Consider the following 14,612-nt stretch of genomic DNA (forward strand, 5'->3'; position numbering starts at 1 on the left):
ACTGAAGCATGCCGCGCCTGCCATTGCCGCCTGAACTCCTGGCCGGGTCGTTCACCGCCCGCGCTGCCGACAGCCTCGGCGTATCGCGGAAACGAACGCGCCGGCCCGACGTCTTCATCCCCTCCCGCGGCATCAGGATCCCCGCGGAGAGCAGCGGCGGGCCTACCGCGAACCTGCGGGCCTTCACCGCGCTCGACGACGACTCGACCATTACCCACCATTCGGGCGGCCGGGTCTGGGCCATGGGCCTCCCGTCGTGGATGCAGGAGGACTGGCGGATCCACGTGGCGCGTGAACGGGAGGGCAGCAAACCGCGCCGGCACAACGTCGTCGGCCACCGCCTGACCTTCCGGCCAGGGGAGGTCATGGTCGTGGACGGCCTGCGCGTCACCTCCCCGGCCCGGACCTGGCTGGACCTTGCAGCCCTGCTGACGCCGGATGAACTGGTCGCGGCCGGGGACTCGATCGTCGTCGAACACGGACCGGATTTCCCGGTGCCCCGCGTTGCCCTGGCCACCGTCGCAGACCTTCAGCGGATGGTCGCCGCGCATCCGGGGATGCGGGGACTCCGGACCGCCCGGGTGGCACTGCAGGACATCCGGGTCGGTTCGGACTCGCCGCAGGAAACCCGCATGCGCCTGGTCCTGTGCCGGGCCGGCCTGGGCGAGCCGGTGCTGAACCATGTCATCCGCAACGGTTGGGGCCAGCCCGCCGTCTGGCCCGATGCGGCCTATCCGGAGCACCGGATTGCCCTGCAGTACGACGGTGCACACCACGGGGATCCCCGGCAGTACCGGGTCGACATCAGGCGCCAGGCGGTGACCGAAAGCCTCGGCTGGAAGGAAATCAGGGTCTCCAAGGAAGACCTCGACGGCGACCGGCCCTTCGTCGTCGAGAAGGTCCGGGCCGCGCTCGGCCGCCAGAACCCGGCCGAGCGTACACGTGGGGCCCCGGATCGGCTGGATCCGGGGCCCCAAGTGCACGCTCGCGCTGCGCCGGGCGGCGTTCGCGCTGTGCGAAGCGTGGAAGGGTGCTAGCTCTTGCGGGCGTAGCCCTCCCACTTGCTGGCCTGGTGCTCGCCGTCCACGAAGCGGATGGTGCCGGACTTGGAGCGCATCACGATGGACTGCGTGAGGACCTTGTCCTTGGAGTAGCGCACGCCCTTGAGGAGGTCGCCGTCGGTGATGCCGGTGGCGGCGAAGTAGCAGTTGTCGCTGGAGACGAGGTCGTTGGTGGACAGCACCCGGTCCAGGTCGTGGCCGGCGTCGATCGCCTTCTGCTTCTCCTCGTCGCTCGTGGGCCACAGCCGGCCCTGGATCACGCCGCCGAGGGACTTGATGGCGCAGGCCGCGACGATGCCTTCCGGGGTTCCGCCGATGCCCATCAGGGCGTCGACACCGGTGCCGGCGCGTGCGGCCGCGATGGCGCCGGCGACGTCGCCGTCCATGATGAACTTGGTGCGGGCACCGGCCTCGCGGATTTCCTCCACGAGCCCACGGTGGCGGTCGCGGTCCAGGATCATGACGTTGAGCTGGTTGACCTTCACGCCCTTGGCCTTGGCGATGAGGTGCAGGTTCTGCTTGACGGGCAGGCGCAGGTCGACCATGTCGGCCGCTTCCGGGCCGGTCACGAGCTTTTCCATGTAGAACACGGCGGAGGGGTCGAACATGGTGCCGCGCTCGGCCACTGCCAGGACGGCCAGGGCGTTGTTGATGCCGAGGGCCGCCAGGCGGGTTCCGTCGATCGGGTCGACGGCGACGTCACATTCGGCGCCGGTGCCGTCGCCGACGTGCTCGCCGTTGAAGAGCATTGGCGCCTCGTCCTTCTCGCCCTCGCCGATGACCACAACTCCGTTGAAGTGGACGGTGTGAAGGAAGGAGCGCATGGCGTCGACGGCGGCGCCGTCGGCCTTGTTCTTGTCCCCGAAGCCGACCCAGTGGCCGCCGGCAATGGCTGCCGCTTCCGTGACGCGGACCAGTTCCAGGGCAAGGTTACGGTCAGGCTCGTCGATCCCGACGGCGAGCGACGGGGAAAGCGTGGAGTACTGCTGGGGCATGGTCGCTGGTGTCACGTGAACCTCTTCTTCGAGTGGATCGTTGAACCCGCACGGCAGTATCGGTCCGTGGCGGTGATTCGTCTGATACTGATCATAGTCGGGGCAGCATCACAGGGCATTGAATGACTCGTGCGTGAAGCAGCACACCTTCCGGGCCGGCCGTCCATGCCGAATGTGAGATCGGCTCCGGATGGGCGATTATAGAAGGGTGAGTGAATTGCAGGACACGTCCCCCGCCGCCCCAGCCTTCCCGTCCGCCGGAGCCGCACCGGAGGGCTCCGGCGCGGCCGCGCAGGCGCCGGTCAAGCCCGTCCTCCGCGCCGCGGCGGCGAAACGCGCCAACGCCTCGGTGATCGGCATGATCGTTGCCCTGGCCGTGAGCATCGCCGTGTTCCTGCCGGTCGTCCTCCTGAACCCGGCACCGAAGACCGGCGGCTACCGGCCGGACATCAACGTCGGCGCCGTGGCGCAACATGCCGCGGATGTGGCGGGATTCACACCGGCGGCGCCGGAGACCGGGGACACATTCCGGCCGAACTACGCCCGCTGGGAGTCCGGATCGGGCAGCGGAGTCCCCACCTGGGAGGTCGGCTACCTCACGCCCCGGGAGTCCTTCATCGGGCTCGTGCAGACGCGGCAGTCCAATCCCACCTGGCTGCTGCAGCAGACGAAGAACGCAGCCGTGACCGGGACCAGGACCGCGGGCGGCCTGGAATGGGAACTCCGCGACACCGGCAAGGGCGAGAAGTCCATGGTGCTCGTCCACGGCGGCAGCACCGTCATCCTGACCGGGACGGCGCAGCTGGACGAGTTCACCGTGCTCGCCACCGCCGTCGTGAAGTCAATTGACGCGGGGCCTGCGCCGGCCGCGTCACCGGGAAACCCGCCGCAGGAAACAGTTTCACCCTCCACCGCCACGGCACCGTAAAGTAAGCCCGTGGCCACATACCTGACTCCCGCCCTTGCCTGGCGCCGCCTGCGCGAAGGCAACGAGCGTTTCGTTGCCGGCGCCTCCTCCCACCCCAACCAGGACGCCTCCCGCCGGTCCTCGCTCGTGGAGAACCAGCACCCCTTCGCCGTGATCTTCGGCTGCTCGGATTCCCGGCTCGCCGCCGAAATCATCTTCGACCTGGGCCTGGGGGACGCGTTCGTCGTCCGCACGGCCGGCCAGGTGATCGACGACGCCGTGCTCGGCTCGCTGGAATACAGCGTCAGCGTGCTGGGCGTTCCGCTGATCGTGGTCCTGGGCCATGACAGCTGCGGCGCCGTCACCGCCACCAAGACCGCCGTCGAAACCGGGCAGATGCCGGTCGGCTTCATGCGCAGCCTGGTCGAGCGGATCACGCCGTCCGTGCTGACCTCGCTGCGTAACAATCAGGACGACATCAACGACATGGTGGTCGAAAACGTCAAGCAGACCTCGCAGCGGCTCGTGGACAGTTCGCGGGTGATCTCGGACGCCGTCGGGAGCGGCCGGGCCGCGGTGATCGGGCTCGCCTACAGCCTCGCTGACGGCCGGGCCGACGTCGTTTCCGGCATCGGCGAGCTCTAGGGCCCCGGCCGGGAGGCCGCAGCGGGGCGTTCACGGTTTTCGGTGACGCGCCTCCCGCCAATAAGCTAGCCCCATGACTTCCATAGAAACGTTGAACGCCGACGAATTCCGCATTGAACACGACACGATGGGCGAAGTACGCGTCCCCGTGAACGCCCTGTACCGCGCCCAGACGCAGCGTGCGGTGGAAAACTTCCCGATCTCCGGCAAGACCCTGGAACGCGCCCACATCGAGGCCCTCGCGCGCGTCAAGAAGGCCGCCGCCCAGGCCAACGCGGAACTGGGAGTGCTCGACGACGAGATCGCCCAGGCGATTGCCGCCGCCGCCGATGAGGTTGCCGCCGGCAGGTACGACGGCGACTTCCCCATCGATGTCTTCCAGACCGGCTCCGGCACGTCCTCGAACATGAACACCAACGAGGTCCTCGCCGAGCTGGCCTCCCGCGCCCTCAAGGCCGCCGGCAGCGACAAGGTGGTCCACCCGAACGACCACGTCAACGCCTCGCAGTCCTCCAACGACGTCTTCCCGACCTCGGTCCACGTCGCCGCCACGTCCGCCCTGATCAACGACCTGATTCCGGCCCTCGGCTACCTGGCCGATTCGCTCAGCCGCAAGGCCGTCGAGTTCAAGGATGTCGTGAAGTCCGGCCGCACGCACCTCATGGACGCCACCCCCGTGACCCTGGGCCAGGAGTTCGGCGGCTACGCCGCGCAGGTCCGCTACGGCATCGAGCGCATTAACGCCTCCCTCCCCCGCGTTGCCGAGGTTCCGCTCGGCGGCACCGCTGTGGGCACCGGCATCAACACCCCTGCCGGCTTCCCGGAGCGCGTGATCGAGCTGCTCGCGGCCGACACCGGCCTGCCGCTGACCGAGGCCCGCGACCACTTCGAGGCCCAGGCCAACCGTGACGGCCTGATCGAGGCCTCCAGCCAGCTGCGCAACATCGCGATCTCCTTCATGAAAATCAACAACGACCTCCGCTGGATGGGTTCGGGCCCCAACACCGGCCTCGGCGAGATCTCGATCCCGGACCTGCAGCCGGGCTCCTCGATCATGCCCGGCAAGGTCAACCCGGTCATCTGCGAAGCCTCCATCATGGTCTGCGCCCAGGTCATCGGCAACGACACCGCCATCGCCTGGTCCGGCACCAACGGCGCCTTCGAGCTGAACGTCGGCATCCCCGTGATGGCCGCGAACCTGCTCGAGTCCGTGCGCCTGCTGGCCAACACCAGCCGCGTCATGGCGGACAAGATGATCGACGGCATCACCGCCAACGTCGAGCGCGCCCGCTTCCTCGCCGAGGCCTCGCCGTCCATCGTCACGCCGCTGAACAAGTTCATCGGCTACGAGAACGCCGCCAAGATCGCCAAGAAGGCCGTGGCCGAGGGCCTGACCATCCGCGAGACCGTGGTGGCCATGGGCTTCCTCGAGCGCGGCGAACTGACCGAAGAGCAGCTGGACACGGCCCTGGACGTCATGTCCATGACGCGTCCCCCGCACAAGGCGTAGCACTCCGGGACCCCGGGACCCCGGGACCCAGGGAGCCAGGTCCCCCGGGCCCGCTCCCGTCCGACGGCGGCCGGCACCTTCCCAGCGGAGGGCGTCGGCCGCCGTCGTCCGTTGCGCCTAGCTCCCGCCCGGCCCGCCGCCGGCAGCCCGGCGTTCCTCCGCCGTGTAGGCCGCCGCCGCCGAGGCGTCCGCCAGGCTTGCCCCGCCGATCCGGGCCTCCCGCAGCCGGCGGGTTTTCGCCGACTGGACCGAGAAGGCCGCGTCAACGTTGCCGGCAGCATAGGTCAGGGCGTCTTCGGCCCGGATCCCCAGGCCCCGGGCGGTCAGCACGGCATCCTGGTTGGCGCCCAGATAGGTGAACTGCCAGCCCCACTGGCTCTGCTGCCTTTCCACCAGGGCCTTCACCGCCGCTCCCGTGGCTTCGCGCGAGGCATTCTCATGACCGTCGGTCAGGACCGCCACGAGCACCGTGCCGGGACGCTCGTGTTCCGGCAGCGCCGCCAGTTCCTCGCCGGCTTCGCCGATCAGCCGGACCATGGCGTCATGAAGGGCCGTGCTGCCGCGGGGCTGCAGCACAAGGGGCGGAACGTCCGCGATGTCCACCGCGGCGTAGACCCGCTCATAGCTGTCATCGAACTGTGCCAGGGACAGCCTGCAGCGGCCGGCCACGGTCCGCTGTTCCCGGACAAAGGCCGCGAACCCGCCCACGGTGTCGTCGGCAATGGCGCTCATGGATCCGGAGCGGTCCAGGAGAACGTAAACGTGCGTCAGCGCTGAGTCGGTCATGCTTCCCCATTTCCGGCCCGGTCACCCCGGGCCAACTGTTCCCAGCGGATGGCTGGACAGGAGCAGGCTACAGCCGGGCAGCGACAATAAGAGGCAATAGGGGCACCGGAGGGAACCGAAGAATTTTGCACTTTCTGGAATGAAGTGCAAAACTTCACTCTGTGAGCAACAGTGCAATTATTGAGGGCGGTCTCCGCGGGCGGAAGCGCGCCGCCACGCGGACGGCGATCACCGCCGTCGCCCGGTCCCTGACCGCCGAGCGGGGACTCAACGGCTATACCGTGGAAGAGGCCTGCGAACGGGCCGGGATTTCCCGCCGGACCTTCTTCAACTACTTCCCGTCCAAGGAAGACGCCATCATCGGCCACGCCGACGACGCGTTCCCGGCCGACGTCGTCGCGGACTTCCTCCGCGCCGCCGCGTCCCCGCCCGGAGAAATCTCCGCCACACTCTTCCAGGACCTCGTGACCCTGATGCTGCGGATGTCCGAGAGGATGAGCTCCTCCGAGGAGGAAACCCGCCAGCTGATCCGGGTCATCCAGAAGGAACCACAGCTCATGCTCCGGGTCATCGGCGTCTCGGAGGAACGCGAGGCCGACTTTTCCCGCCTGCTGGCGGCCCGGGAAGGCGTCCCCCCGGACCATCCGGTGGTCCGGATGGCCGTGGCGCTGGTCGGCGGGATCGCCCGCAAGTCCAGCATGGCCTACTTCTCCGCGGGCAACACCCGCCCGCACCGGGACCTGCTGCTGGAGAACATCGCCGCCGCCCGCACCCTTTTTTCCCAGCCTTTCACGCCCTCCCTCTCGCCCTCCCCCGAAGGACCCCAATGAGCACCGCCGCCAGTCCCCCGGCAGCAGCCGCACCGCTGCTGCTGACCCAGAAACGCATCTGGATCATCTTCTCCGCCCTGATCGCGGGCATGCTTCTCTCCAGCCTGGACCAGACCATCGTGTCCACCGCCATGCCCACCATTGTCGGCAAGCTGGGCGGCGTGGAGCACCAGGCCTGGATCACCACGGCGTACCTGCTCGCCACCACCATCGTGATGCCCATCTACGGCAAATTCGGCGACGTCCTGGGCCGCCGGAACCTGTTCCTCGTGGCCATCGCACTGTTCACGCTCGCCTCGGTCGGCTGCGCGTTCGCCACCGATTTCTGGGGCTTCGTCACGTTCCGCGCCATCCAGGGCCTGGGCGGCGGCGGCCTGATGATCCTCTCCCAGGCCATCATCGCGGACATTGTCCCGGCCAAGGACCGCGGCAAGTACATGGGGCCGCTGGGCGCCATCTTCGGCCTCTCCGCCGTCGCCGGGCCGCTGCTGGGCGGGTTCTTCGTGGACCACCTGACGTGGGAATGGGCCTTCTACATCAACATCCCGATCGGCATCGCCGCGTTCACGACCGCCTGGTTCACCCTCACGCTGCCGAACAAGAAGGCGGCGAAGCGCATCGACATCCCCGGGGTGCTGCTGCTGTCCGCGGCCACCGCGTGCCTGATCTTCTTCACCGACTTCGGCGGCAAGAAGGACGAAGGCTGGGATTCGCCGCTGACCTGGGCCTTCGGCGCCGGGATGGTGCTGGCCGCCGCCGCCTTCGTGCTCGTGGAACGCAGGGCCGAGGACCCCATCATCCCGCTGAGCCTGTTCAAGAACCGGATCTTCGTGAACTCCACGGCGATCGGCTTCACCCTGGGCCTGGGCATGTTCGCCGCCATCGCCTTTGTGCCGACGTTCCTGCAGATGTCCTCCGGCACGTCGGCCGCCGAGTCCGGGCTGCTGATGCTCCCCATGATGGTGGGCCTGATGGGCATGGCCATCTTCTCCGGCATCCGGATCTCCAAGACCGGTAAGTACAAGATGTTCCCCATCCTCGGCGGCATCCTCACCGTCGCCGCCATGCTCTGGCTGACGACCCTGACCGCCGCAACCCCCATCTGGGTCATCTGCGTCCAGCTGTTCATCTTCGGCGCGGGCCTCGGATCCATCATGCAGGTGATCGTCCTGGTGGTCCAGAACTCGGTGCCGGCAGACCAGATCGGCACTGCCACCAGCACCAACAACTACTTCCGCGAGGTGGGTGCCTCGCTGGGCGTCGCAGTGTTCGGCTCGATCTTCACGTCGCGGCTCTCCGAGTCCCTGACCAAGGCGTTCACCGGCGCCGGGGCGTCGGCCGACCAGGCCTCGCAGTCCACCCGGACGCTGGATCCGCAGGCGCTCAGCCAGCTGCCGGCGCAGCTCAAGGACGCGATTGTCACCGCCTACGCCGACTCCCTGGCTCCCGTGTTGTGGTACCTCCTGCCGTTTCTCGGAATCGCGCTTGTCCTGGCGCTGACCCTGAAGCAGATTCCGCTCTCGGACACCGCCGGCATGGTGGCCCGGGGCGAAGCGGTGGGCGGCGAAGAAGCCGAGCGACTCGAAGCCGAACGCCTCGCCGCACGGCACGACGCCGGGGACACCGCCCGCGCGGCGGGGGACGCCGGGGATGCGGGGGACGCCGGGGATGCCGGGGGCGCCGGGGATGCGGGGGACGCCGCGCTGACGAACGACGACGGGCGCACGCGCCTGCGCGGCTGACCGCCGGCGGGCGCCGGCGCCCGCCGGCGCCCGCCGGCCGGACCCTGGCAAGGGCAGGAACGCCGCAATCCTTGGGGTGCGGCGCCCTGCCCTGTTGTTGGTCCGGCGGCGCCAGAGCCGGTATCGGACTGCCCGTTGTCCGCGCGCCGGCCGCCAGCGGCCTGGCGGCGGAGGCTAGAGCAGGTTTGGGCCGGCGTCCTCGAATTCCACCGTCCCGTGGCTGTTGCGAAGGACGAGATCGCGTCCGTCCCGTGTCAGGGTGACCGGCTGCCTGAACAGCTGCGTGGCCCATTCCTCGTAGCCACTTTCTGGGCCGAGGCAGGCCATAGCCGTCGCGATAGTCCGGCCCGGGATCAGCTGGCCGGCCCGCACTTCCACCTCGACCCCCAGCTGGTTGCACGGGGTCTTGACTCCAATCGTCCACGTTCCGTTGACGAACACGCTCGACACCACGAGCGGCTGCTTATTCAGCCAGCCGAGCTCGCCCGAGGAGTCCCGCCCGCTGACCGAGCGGTAGACCCTGCAGTCCAGCGGGCCACCTTCGCAATAGGGGGCCGGCAAGACCGGTGTCGGGGGCGCCGAGCTGTCCGGGGACGGGGAGCCCGCCGGCGAGTCAGGGGCGGACGGGCCGGAAGGGCCGCCCGGATTGGCCGGGCCGTCCGGGATGGCCGATGGCACTTCTTGAGTCGGCACTTTTTGAGTCGGTGCGGGTTCCGGCACGGGAGCCGGCGCACCCGGCATCCCGCCGCAGCCGGCAAGGACCGCCGCCAGCAAGGGAAGCGCCAGAACCTGGTGCATCTTGCCGCGCCTTCCGGGTGGGCGCGGTCCCCGTCGTCCCATCATGCGTCCCCGTCCTGCTTGTGTTCGGGCTGCGGCCACTTCGCCCTGATGCGCCCGGCGCGCCTCGAAGCCCAGTGTGCGCGGGAAACCGGCCGCGGACAAGGCAGGGCATGTCCCGGCGGGTACCGGGGCGTCAGGACCCCGGCAGCAGGATCATGGCGGCGGCGGCACCGGCCAGCATGAAGGGCCCGAAGGGAATGCTGGATTTCAGGGTGCCGCGCCGCACGGCCAGCAGGGCCAGGCTCCAGAGGCCGCCGAACAGGAACGCGGCAAAGGTTCCGGCGAACACGTGCGGCCAGCCCAGGAACCCCAGATACATCCCCAGCACGCCGGCGAGCTTCACGTCGCCGAAGCCCATCCCCGGCGGATAGGCGGCCCGCAGGAAGAAGTAGAACAGCCACAGCACCGCGCCCCCGGCCAGGATGCGCAGTCCGGGCACCCCGAACAGCCCGGCGCCGACGTCGGAAGCGGCCGCAGGGCCCGGGCCGCCGGCCACCACGACGCTGACGGCGGCGCCCAGCAGGAGGGCCCCCGCAACGGCGTAGGAGGGGAAGACGATCCGGTTCGGCAGCAGATGGTGGCGGACGTCGATGACGGTCAGCCGCGCGGCCATGAGCGCAAAATAGGCGCAGGCTGCCAGCACCAGCCAGAAGGCCACGGGATGGGCTGCCCAGAGTTCGCCGAGTCGTTGGATCACCCTCGGATGCTACTGGACATTCCCCGGCCACGGCTTTCCCCGCGCGTAAACTGTGGATATGTCAGCATGGGACAGCAGGAACCGGCGTGAGCCGCGCACCCCCGCAGGCCCGGCGGAACAGGCCTCAGCGTTCCGGAACCTGTGCCGTTCCTCGCCCTGGAAGTGGCAGTCGCTGCGGTTCGAATACCTGGACCGGCCCGCCACCGCCGCTGACCCGGCTGCTTCCGCCGGCCCTGCCACGGGACCCGACCTCGTGCGGGCCTGGCTGCGGCGCCCCGGAGCGCTGCGGCTGGAGACGGCGGACGGACTGGTCCTCCACAGCACCACTGGCATCAACGACTCCCGGGACGGCTTCTATGTCCAGTCCACCAGGACATCGTGGCTCCTGCCCCCGCAGCTGGTCACTCCCGTTTACGACGACGGCGGCCTGGTCCGCCGGCGCCCGGCGGCCGCCTACGGTGAACCGGGCTTCGGCAACGGCCGCTTCGCCGCCGCCCTGGACCCGGTGGAGCTGGCAGGAAACGCCCCGGTCCCGCTCGAATTCCCGAACTCCAACGCCGTGGAACTGGGCCCCATCGCCGAGGTGGACCACGAGGGCAGGCCGGCCCTGGAAACCACAGTCATCCCCAACCCCGGCTACCGCCCCAGCGACCCCGGCGCGCCGCTGTGCCGCCCGGGACGCAGCCTGCTGAGGATCGACGCTGGCACCGGAGTGTGCGTGGCGAGCCGCTGGCTGGAGGACGCGTCAGCCGGCTACGGCCACTGGCTCCGGATCCTGGCCGTGGACGAGTACATGCTCGATGACCTGTTCCTCGCCGAATCCATGAACCTCACCGACGTGCGCCGGCACATCAGCTGGGACGTGTCCCCGGGCGTGTGACCGGGCTACCTCCGGTTCCAGCAGAAGCCCAGCTCCGGAGGGCAGCTCTAAAGACAGCGCACAAGGTGACGGATGCACCCGCCGGGCCACGGCCCTTCCTGCAAGTGGGGACGACCGCGCAAGCGGGTCCGCGCGTCCTTCGCGTAGGAGCGCATCGCGGCACATCGGCCCCCAAAGGTCGCCCAGCGACCGTGGGGGCCGATGGGTCGTGTCTAAGCGACGGCGAAGGGGCCGTGGTCCGGCGAACCCAACCACGACGAACGCAACCCCGGCGAATCGCGCGAACCAAGCAAAAGCGAAGGGCCGCGGCCCGGACAACCCGGCCACGGCCCTCCGCGAAGGTGACCGGGACTTAGACCTCCGCCCCCTCCAGCAGCTCGGTCACCAAAGCCGCGATCGGCGAGCGCTCCGAGCGGGTGAGCGTGATGTGGCCGAAGAGCGGGTGTCCCTTGAGCGTCTCGACGACGGCGGCAATGCCGTCGTGCCGGCCCACCCGCAGGTTGTCGCGCTGGGCGACGTCGTGGGTCAGCACGATCTTCGAGTTCTGGCCGATCCGGCTCATCACGGTCAGCAGCACATTCTTCTCGAGCGACTGCGCCTCGTCCACGATCACGAACGCGTCATGCAGCGAGCGGCCGCGGATGTGGGTCAGCGGCATGACTTCCAGCATGCCGCGGTCCATCACCTCCTCCACCACTTCCTGGCTGACGAGCGCACCGAGGGTGTCAAAAACGGCCTGGGCCCACGGGTTCATCTTCTCCGCCTCGGAGCCCGGCAGGTAGCCCAGCTCCTGGCCGCCCACGGCGTAGAGCGGACGGAACACAATCACCTTCCGGTGCTCCCGGCGCTCCAGGACGGCCTCGAGGCCTGCGCACAGGGCCAGCGCGGACTTGCCGGTGCCGGCCCGGCCGCCGAGGGAGACGATGCCCACGGCCGGATCCATCAGCAGGTCGATCGCAAGCCGCTGTTCGGCCGAGCGCCCGTGCAGTCCGAAGACGTCCCGGTCCCCCTTCACCAGGCGCACCTGCTTGTCCGCCCCCACCCGGCCCAGGGCCGAGCCGCGGCCGGACAGCAGGACCAGCCCGGTGTTGGTCGGCAGCTCCGCCGCCTGCGGGATGAAGACCGGCTCGTGCCCGTACAGGGTGGAAACCTCCTCTTCGCTCGCCTCGACTTCGGCGACGCCGGTCCAGCCCGAATCCTTGACGAGCTCGTTGCGGTATTCGTCGGCCAGCAGACCCATGGCCGAGGCCTTCACACGCATCGGCAGGTCCTTGGACACCACGGTCACGTCCCGGCCCTCGTTCGCCAGGTTCTTGGCGACGGCGAGGATCCGGCTGTCGTTGTCCCCGCCGCGGAAGCCCGCCGGGAGCACCTCGGCGGAAACGTGGTTGAGCTCCACGACCAGCGTGCCGCCGTCGTGGCCGAGCGGGATGGGCCGGTCCAGCCCGCCGTGCTCCACCCGCAGCTCATCGAGGAGCCGGAGCGCCTTGCGGGCGAAATAGCCGAGCTCCGGATCGTGGCGCTTGCCCTCGAGTTCGGTGATGACGACGATCGGCAGGATGACCTCGTGCTCGGCGAAGCGCAGCAGCGCGCGCGGGTCCGAGAGCAGCACCGACGTGTCGATCACGAAGCTCCGGGCCGTTTCCCCGCGTGCCGTTCCTTCCCCGGAAACAGCACGGCCGGCGACAGCGTCAGAATCCGCTGCACCGGCCTGTGGGATGGCTCGCTTGGCGCGAGAGGTAGCTTTCCGTCCCTGATCCGAAACGACGTCGGGAAGTTGTTCAGAAGTAGCCACATCGACTCCAGCCCCGGGGCGCATGCCCGGAATTGTTATGGGTGAGGCGGCTCGGCCCGGAGGCCGGACGCGGCCCCCCATACACCCGGTGCGAAAATCCGCTCCATGTACTGGCCTCCCCGATTGGCCGGCGGTTTGCCTGCCAATGAATCAAACGTAGATCCCCGGCGCGGTGTTGTCGCGGCCATTTTCCGGCGATTCTCGTTGCAAGCACGTTAACTCGTGATGAACGGGGGCCGGATGCCCCTGCGGGGCGGAGGTCAGGTGCCGAAGCGCCGCTGCCGTCCGGCGTAGTCGCGCAGGGCCCGGAGGAAATCCACCTTGCGGAACGCGGGCCAGAGGGCCTCACAGAAGTAGAACTCGCTGTACGCGCTCTGCCACATCAGGAACCCGGAAAGCCGCTGCTCCCCCGAGGTGCGGATCACCAGGTCCGGATCGGGCTGGCCCCGCGTGTACAGGAACCGCGAGATGTCGTCCACGGTGAGCCCGTCGGCCAGTTTCCCGATGTCCTCCCCGCGGGCGACGGCGTCGTGCAGCAGTTCGCGGACGGCGTCGACAATCTCGCGGCGGCCGCCATAGCCGACGGCGACGTTGACGTGGATCTTCTCGCGGACGGGGGTGCGGGCCGTCAGGTGGTTGAGCCGCTCTGCAAGGTAGTCCGGCAGCAGTTCCGGGGCACCCATGGCGTGGACGGAGATGTCGGCGTCGTCGTCCAGCCGGTCCAGGGTGTTGGCAATGATCCCCATCAGCAGGTCCAGCTCCTCGCCGGAGCGGTTCATGTTGTCCGTGGACAGCATGTAGAGCGTGACGACCTTCACGCCGAGTTCCTGGCACCAGCCGAGGAACTCGTGGATTTTGTCGGCACCGGCCTGGTGCCCCTGGCTTGTGGGGGCGTTGAACTGGCGGGCCCAGCGCCGGTTCCCGTCCACCATGACGCCGATGTGTTTCGGGATGCGGCCGGGGTCCAGCGAGCGCTGGATCCTGCCCTCGTAGAAGCCATAAAGGAACCCGGGCAGTTCCATCCGGAGATTCACCTGGCTTCCTTGAAGTACGACTCAGTGCAGATCCTAGGCTACCTTCCGGAAGGCTGGGCGGCGTGCACGGCTGCGCCCCTTTCCACCCGGACACTGCCTACTCAGGGGTAACTTACGGCCGCGCAAGTTAGGATGGCGGCATGCAAAGCAACAGCCGTGAGCCCGTGCCGGAACGGCACACTGACCGGAACACTGACCGGCACACGGAGCGCGGAAACGGTGCTGTGGACGGTGCTGCGGTCCGGATTGCTGAACTCCTGATGATCAAGCCGAAATGGCGCGGCTGGATCCACACCGTCGCGGCGCCTTTCGCCCTGGCCGCCGGCCTGGCCCTGGTGATCCTGGCCCCCACGCCCGATCTGAAGGCCGCCTCCGCGGTCTATGCCCTCACGGGGGTGCTGCTCTTCGGGGTGAGTGCCGTCTACCACCGGGGGAACTGGTCCCCGGGGGTGAAGATGGTGCTGAAGCGGCTCGACCACACCAACATCATGCTGGTCATCGCCGGCAGCTACACGCCGCTGGCCTGGGCCCTGCTGGACCGGCCCAAGGCGGTGGTGCTGCTGTGGATCATCTGGTCCGGGGCCATCCTGGGCGTGCTGTTCCGGCTGCTGTGGACGCATGCGCCCCGCTGGCTCTACGTGCCGATCTACATCGCCCTGGGTTGCGGCTCGCTGTTCTACCTGCCGGAATTCTTCGCCGCCAGCGTCGCGTCGGCGGTGCTGATCTGCGTCGGCGGTGCCCTCTATATTGCGGGTGCCGTCTTCTATGCCTTGAAGAAGCCGAATTTCAGCTTCGAGCACTTCGGCTTCCACGAACTGTTCCATGCGTTCACGGTGTTCGCCTTTGCCGCCCATTTCATCGCGATTGCCATCGCCGTCCTGGGCTGAACC

Annotated in this window: 14 protein-coding genes; 8 read left to right on the top strand and 6 right to left on the bottom strand. The window is 68.8% G+C overall.

Features of this window, described 5'->3' with window-relative positions; all coding sequences use genetic code 11:
• Positions 1-8: 8 nt before the first annotated feature.
• Complete coding sequence (locus ACQCSZ_RS13735; RefSeq protein ID WP_427004320.1) at positions 9-1,037, top strand: endonuclease domain-containing protein; 1,029 nt, start codon at positions 9-11, stop codon at positions 1,035-1,037.
• On the opposite strand, the gene glpX is transcribed toward ACQCSZ_RS13735, so the two are convergent.
• Positions 1,034-2,056 (bottom strand): class II fructose-bisphosphatase, encoded by a 1,023-nt coding sequence (gene glpX / locus ACQCSZ_RS13740; protein WP_427008339.1) that lies wholly within the window; start codon positions 2,054-2,056, stop codon positions 1,034-1,036. The genes ACQCSZ_RS13735 and glpX overlap by 4 nt on opposite strands.
• Before the next feature lie 208 nt (positions 2,057-2,264).
• Between glpX and ACQCSZ_RS13745 the strand changes: the two genes are divergently transcribed.
• From ACQCSZ_RS13745 to ACQCSZ_RS13755, 3 genes are all read left to right on the top strand, one after another.
• Complete coding sequence (locus ACQCSZ_RS13745) at positions 2,265-2,984, top strand: DUF4245 domain-containing protein (RefSeq protein WP_427004321.1); 720 nt, start codon at positions 2,265-2,267, stop codon at positions 2,982-2,984.
• Positions 2,985-2,993: 9 nt separating this feature from the next.
• The gene (locus tag ACQCSZ_RS13750) at positions 2,994-3,608 is read left to right on the top strand and encodes a carbonic anhydrase (RefSeq protein WP_211877609.1); all 615 of its coding nucleotides are present in this window, start codon (positions 2,994-2,996) and stop codon (positions 3,606-3,608) included.
• 73 nt (positions 3,609-3,681) lie between these two features.
• Entirely contained in the window at positions 3,682-5,118 is a 1,437-nt protein-coding gene (locus tag ACQCSZ_RS13755) for a class II fumarate hydratase (RefSeq protein ID WP_427004322.1), read from the top strand.
• 117 nt (positions 5,119-5,235) lie between these two features.
• On the opposite strand, the gene ACQCSZ_RS13760 is transcribed toward ACQCSZ_RS13755, so the two are convergent.
• A complete protein-coding gene (locus ACQCSZ_RS13760) occupies positions 5,236-5,904 on the bottom strand; it encodes a VWA domain-containing protein (RefSeq protein WP_427004323.1) in 669 nt (222 codons plus the stop codon).
• A 161-nt stretch (positions 5,905-6,065) separates the two neighbouring features.
• Between ACQCSZ_RS13760 and ACQCSZ_RS13765 the strand changes: the two genes are divergently transcribed.
• Positions 6,066-6,734 carry a TetR/AcrR family transcriptional regulator gene (locus tag ACQCSZ_RS13765; protein ID WP_427004324.1) on the top strand — a complete coding sequence of 223 codons (669 nt, stop codon included), beginning with the start codon at positions 6,066-6,068 and terminating at the stop codon, positions 6,732-6,734.
• Complete coding sequence (locus ACQCSZ_RS13770; RefSeq protein WP_427004325.1) at positions 6,731-8,476, top strand: MDR family MFS transporter; 1,746 nt, start codon at positions 6,731-6,733, stop codon at positions 8,474-8,476. Before ACQCSZ_RS13765 ends, ACQCSZ_RS13770 begins: the two co-directional genes overlap by 4 nt.
• Positions 8,477-8,650: 174 nt before the next feature.
• Here the strand turns inward: ACQCSZ_RS13770 and ACQCSZ_RS13775 are convergent, their stop codons facing one another.
• On the bottom strand, positions 8,651-9,274 hold the full coding sequence (locus tag ACQCSZ_RS13775; RefSeq protein WP_427004326.1) for an META domain-containing protein: 624 nt from the start codon (positions 9,272-9,274) through the stop codon (positions 8,651-8,653).
• Positions 9,275-9,449: 175 nt separating this feature from the next.
• On the bottom strand, positions 9,450-10,013 hold the full coding sequence (locus tag ACQCSZ_RS13780; RefSeq protein ID WP_427004327.1) for a prepilin peptidase: 564 nt from the start codon (positions 10,011-10,013) through the stop codon (positions 9,450-9,452).
• A 58-nt stretch (positions 10,014-10,071) separates the two neighbouring features.
• On the opposite strand from ACQCSZ_RS13780, the gene ACQCSZ_RS13785 reads away from it, so the two are divergent.
• Positions 10,072-10,893, top strand: coding sequence for a hypothetical protein (locus ACQCSZ_RS13785; RefSeq protein WP_427004328.1), 822 nt, complete (start codon positions 10,072-10,074; stop codon positions 10,891-10,893).
• A gap of 352 nt (positions 10,894-11,245) precedes the next feature.
• Here ACQCSZ_RS13785 and ACQCSZ_RS13790 read toward each other — a convergent pair whose 3' ends face one another.
• Positions 11,246-12,688, bottom strand: coding sequence for a PhoH family protein (locus ACQCSZ_RS13790; protein WP_427004329.1), 1,443 nt, complete (start codon positions 12,686-12,688; stop codon positions 11,246-11,248).
• A 260-nt stretch (positions 12,689-12,948) separates the two neighbouring features.
• Positions 12,949-13,710 (bottom strand): isoprenyl transferase, encoded by a 762-nt coding sequence (locus ACQCSZ_RS13795; RefSeq protein ID WP_427008340.1) that lies wholly within the window; start codon positions 13,708-13,710, stop codon positions 12,949-12,951.
• Positions 13,711-13,967: 257 nt separating this feature from the next.
• Here ACQCSZ_RS13795 and trhA point away from each other — a divergent pair, with 257 nt between their 5' ends.
• A complete protein-coding gene (gene trhA / locus ACQCSZ_RS13800) occupies positions 13,968-14,609 on the top strand; it encodes a PAQR family membrane homeostasis protein TrhA (RefSeq protein ID WP_427008341.1) in 642 nt (213 codons plus the stop codon).
• Positions 14,610-14,612: the final 3 nt, after the last annotated feature.

This window comes from Pseudarthrobacter sp. H2 (genome assembly GCF_050157045.1).
Classification (GTDB): domain Bacteria; phylum Actinomycetota; class Actinomycetes; order Actinomycetales; family Micrococcaceae; genus Arthrobacter.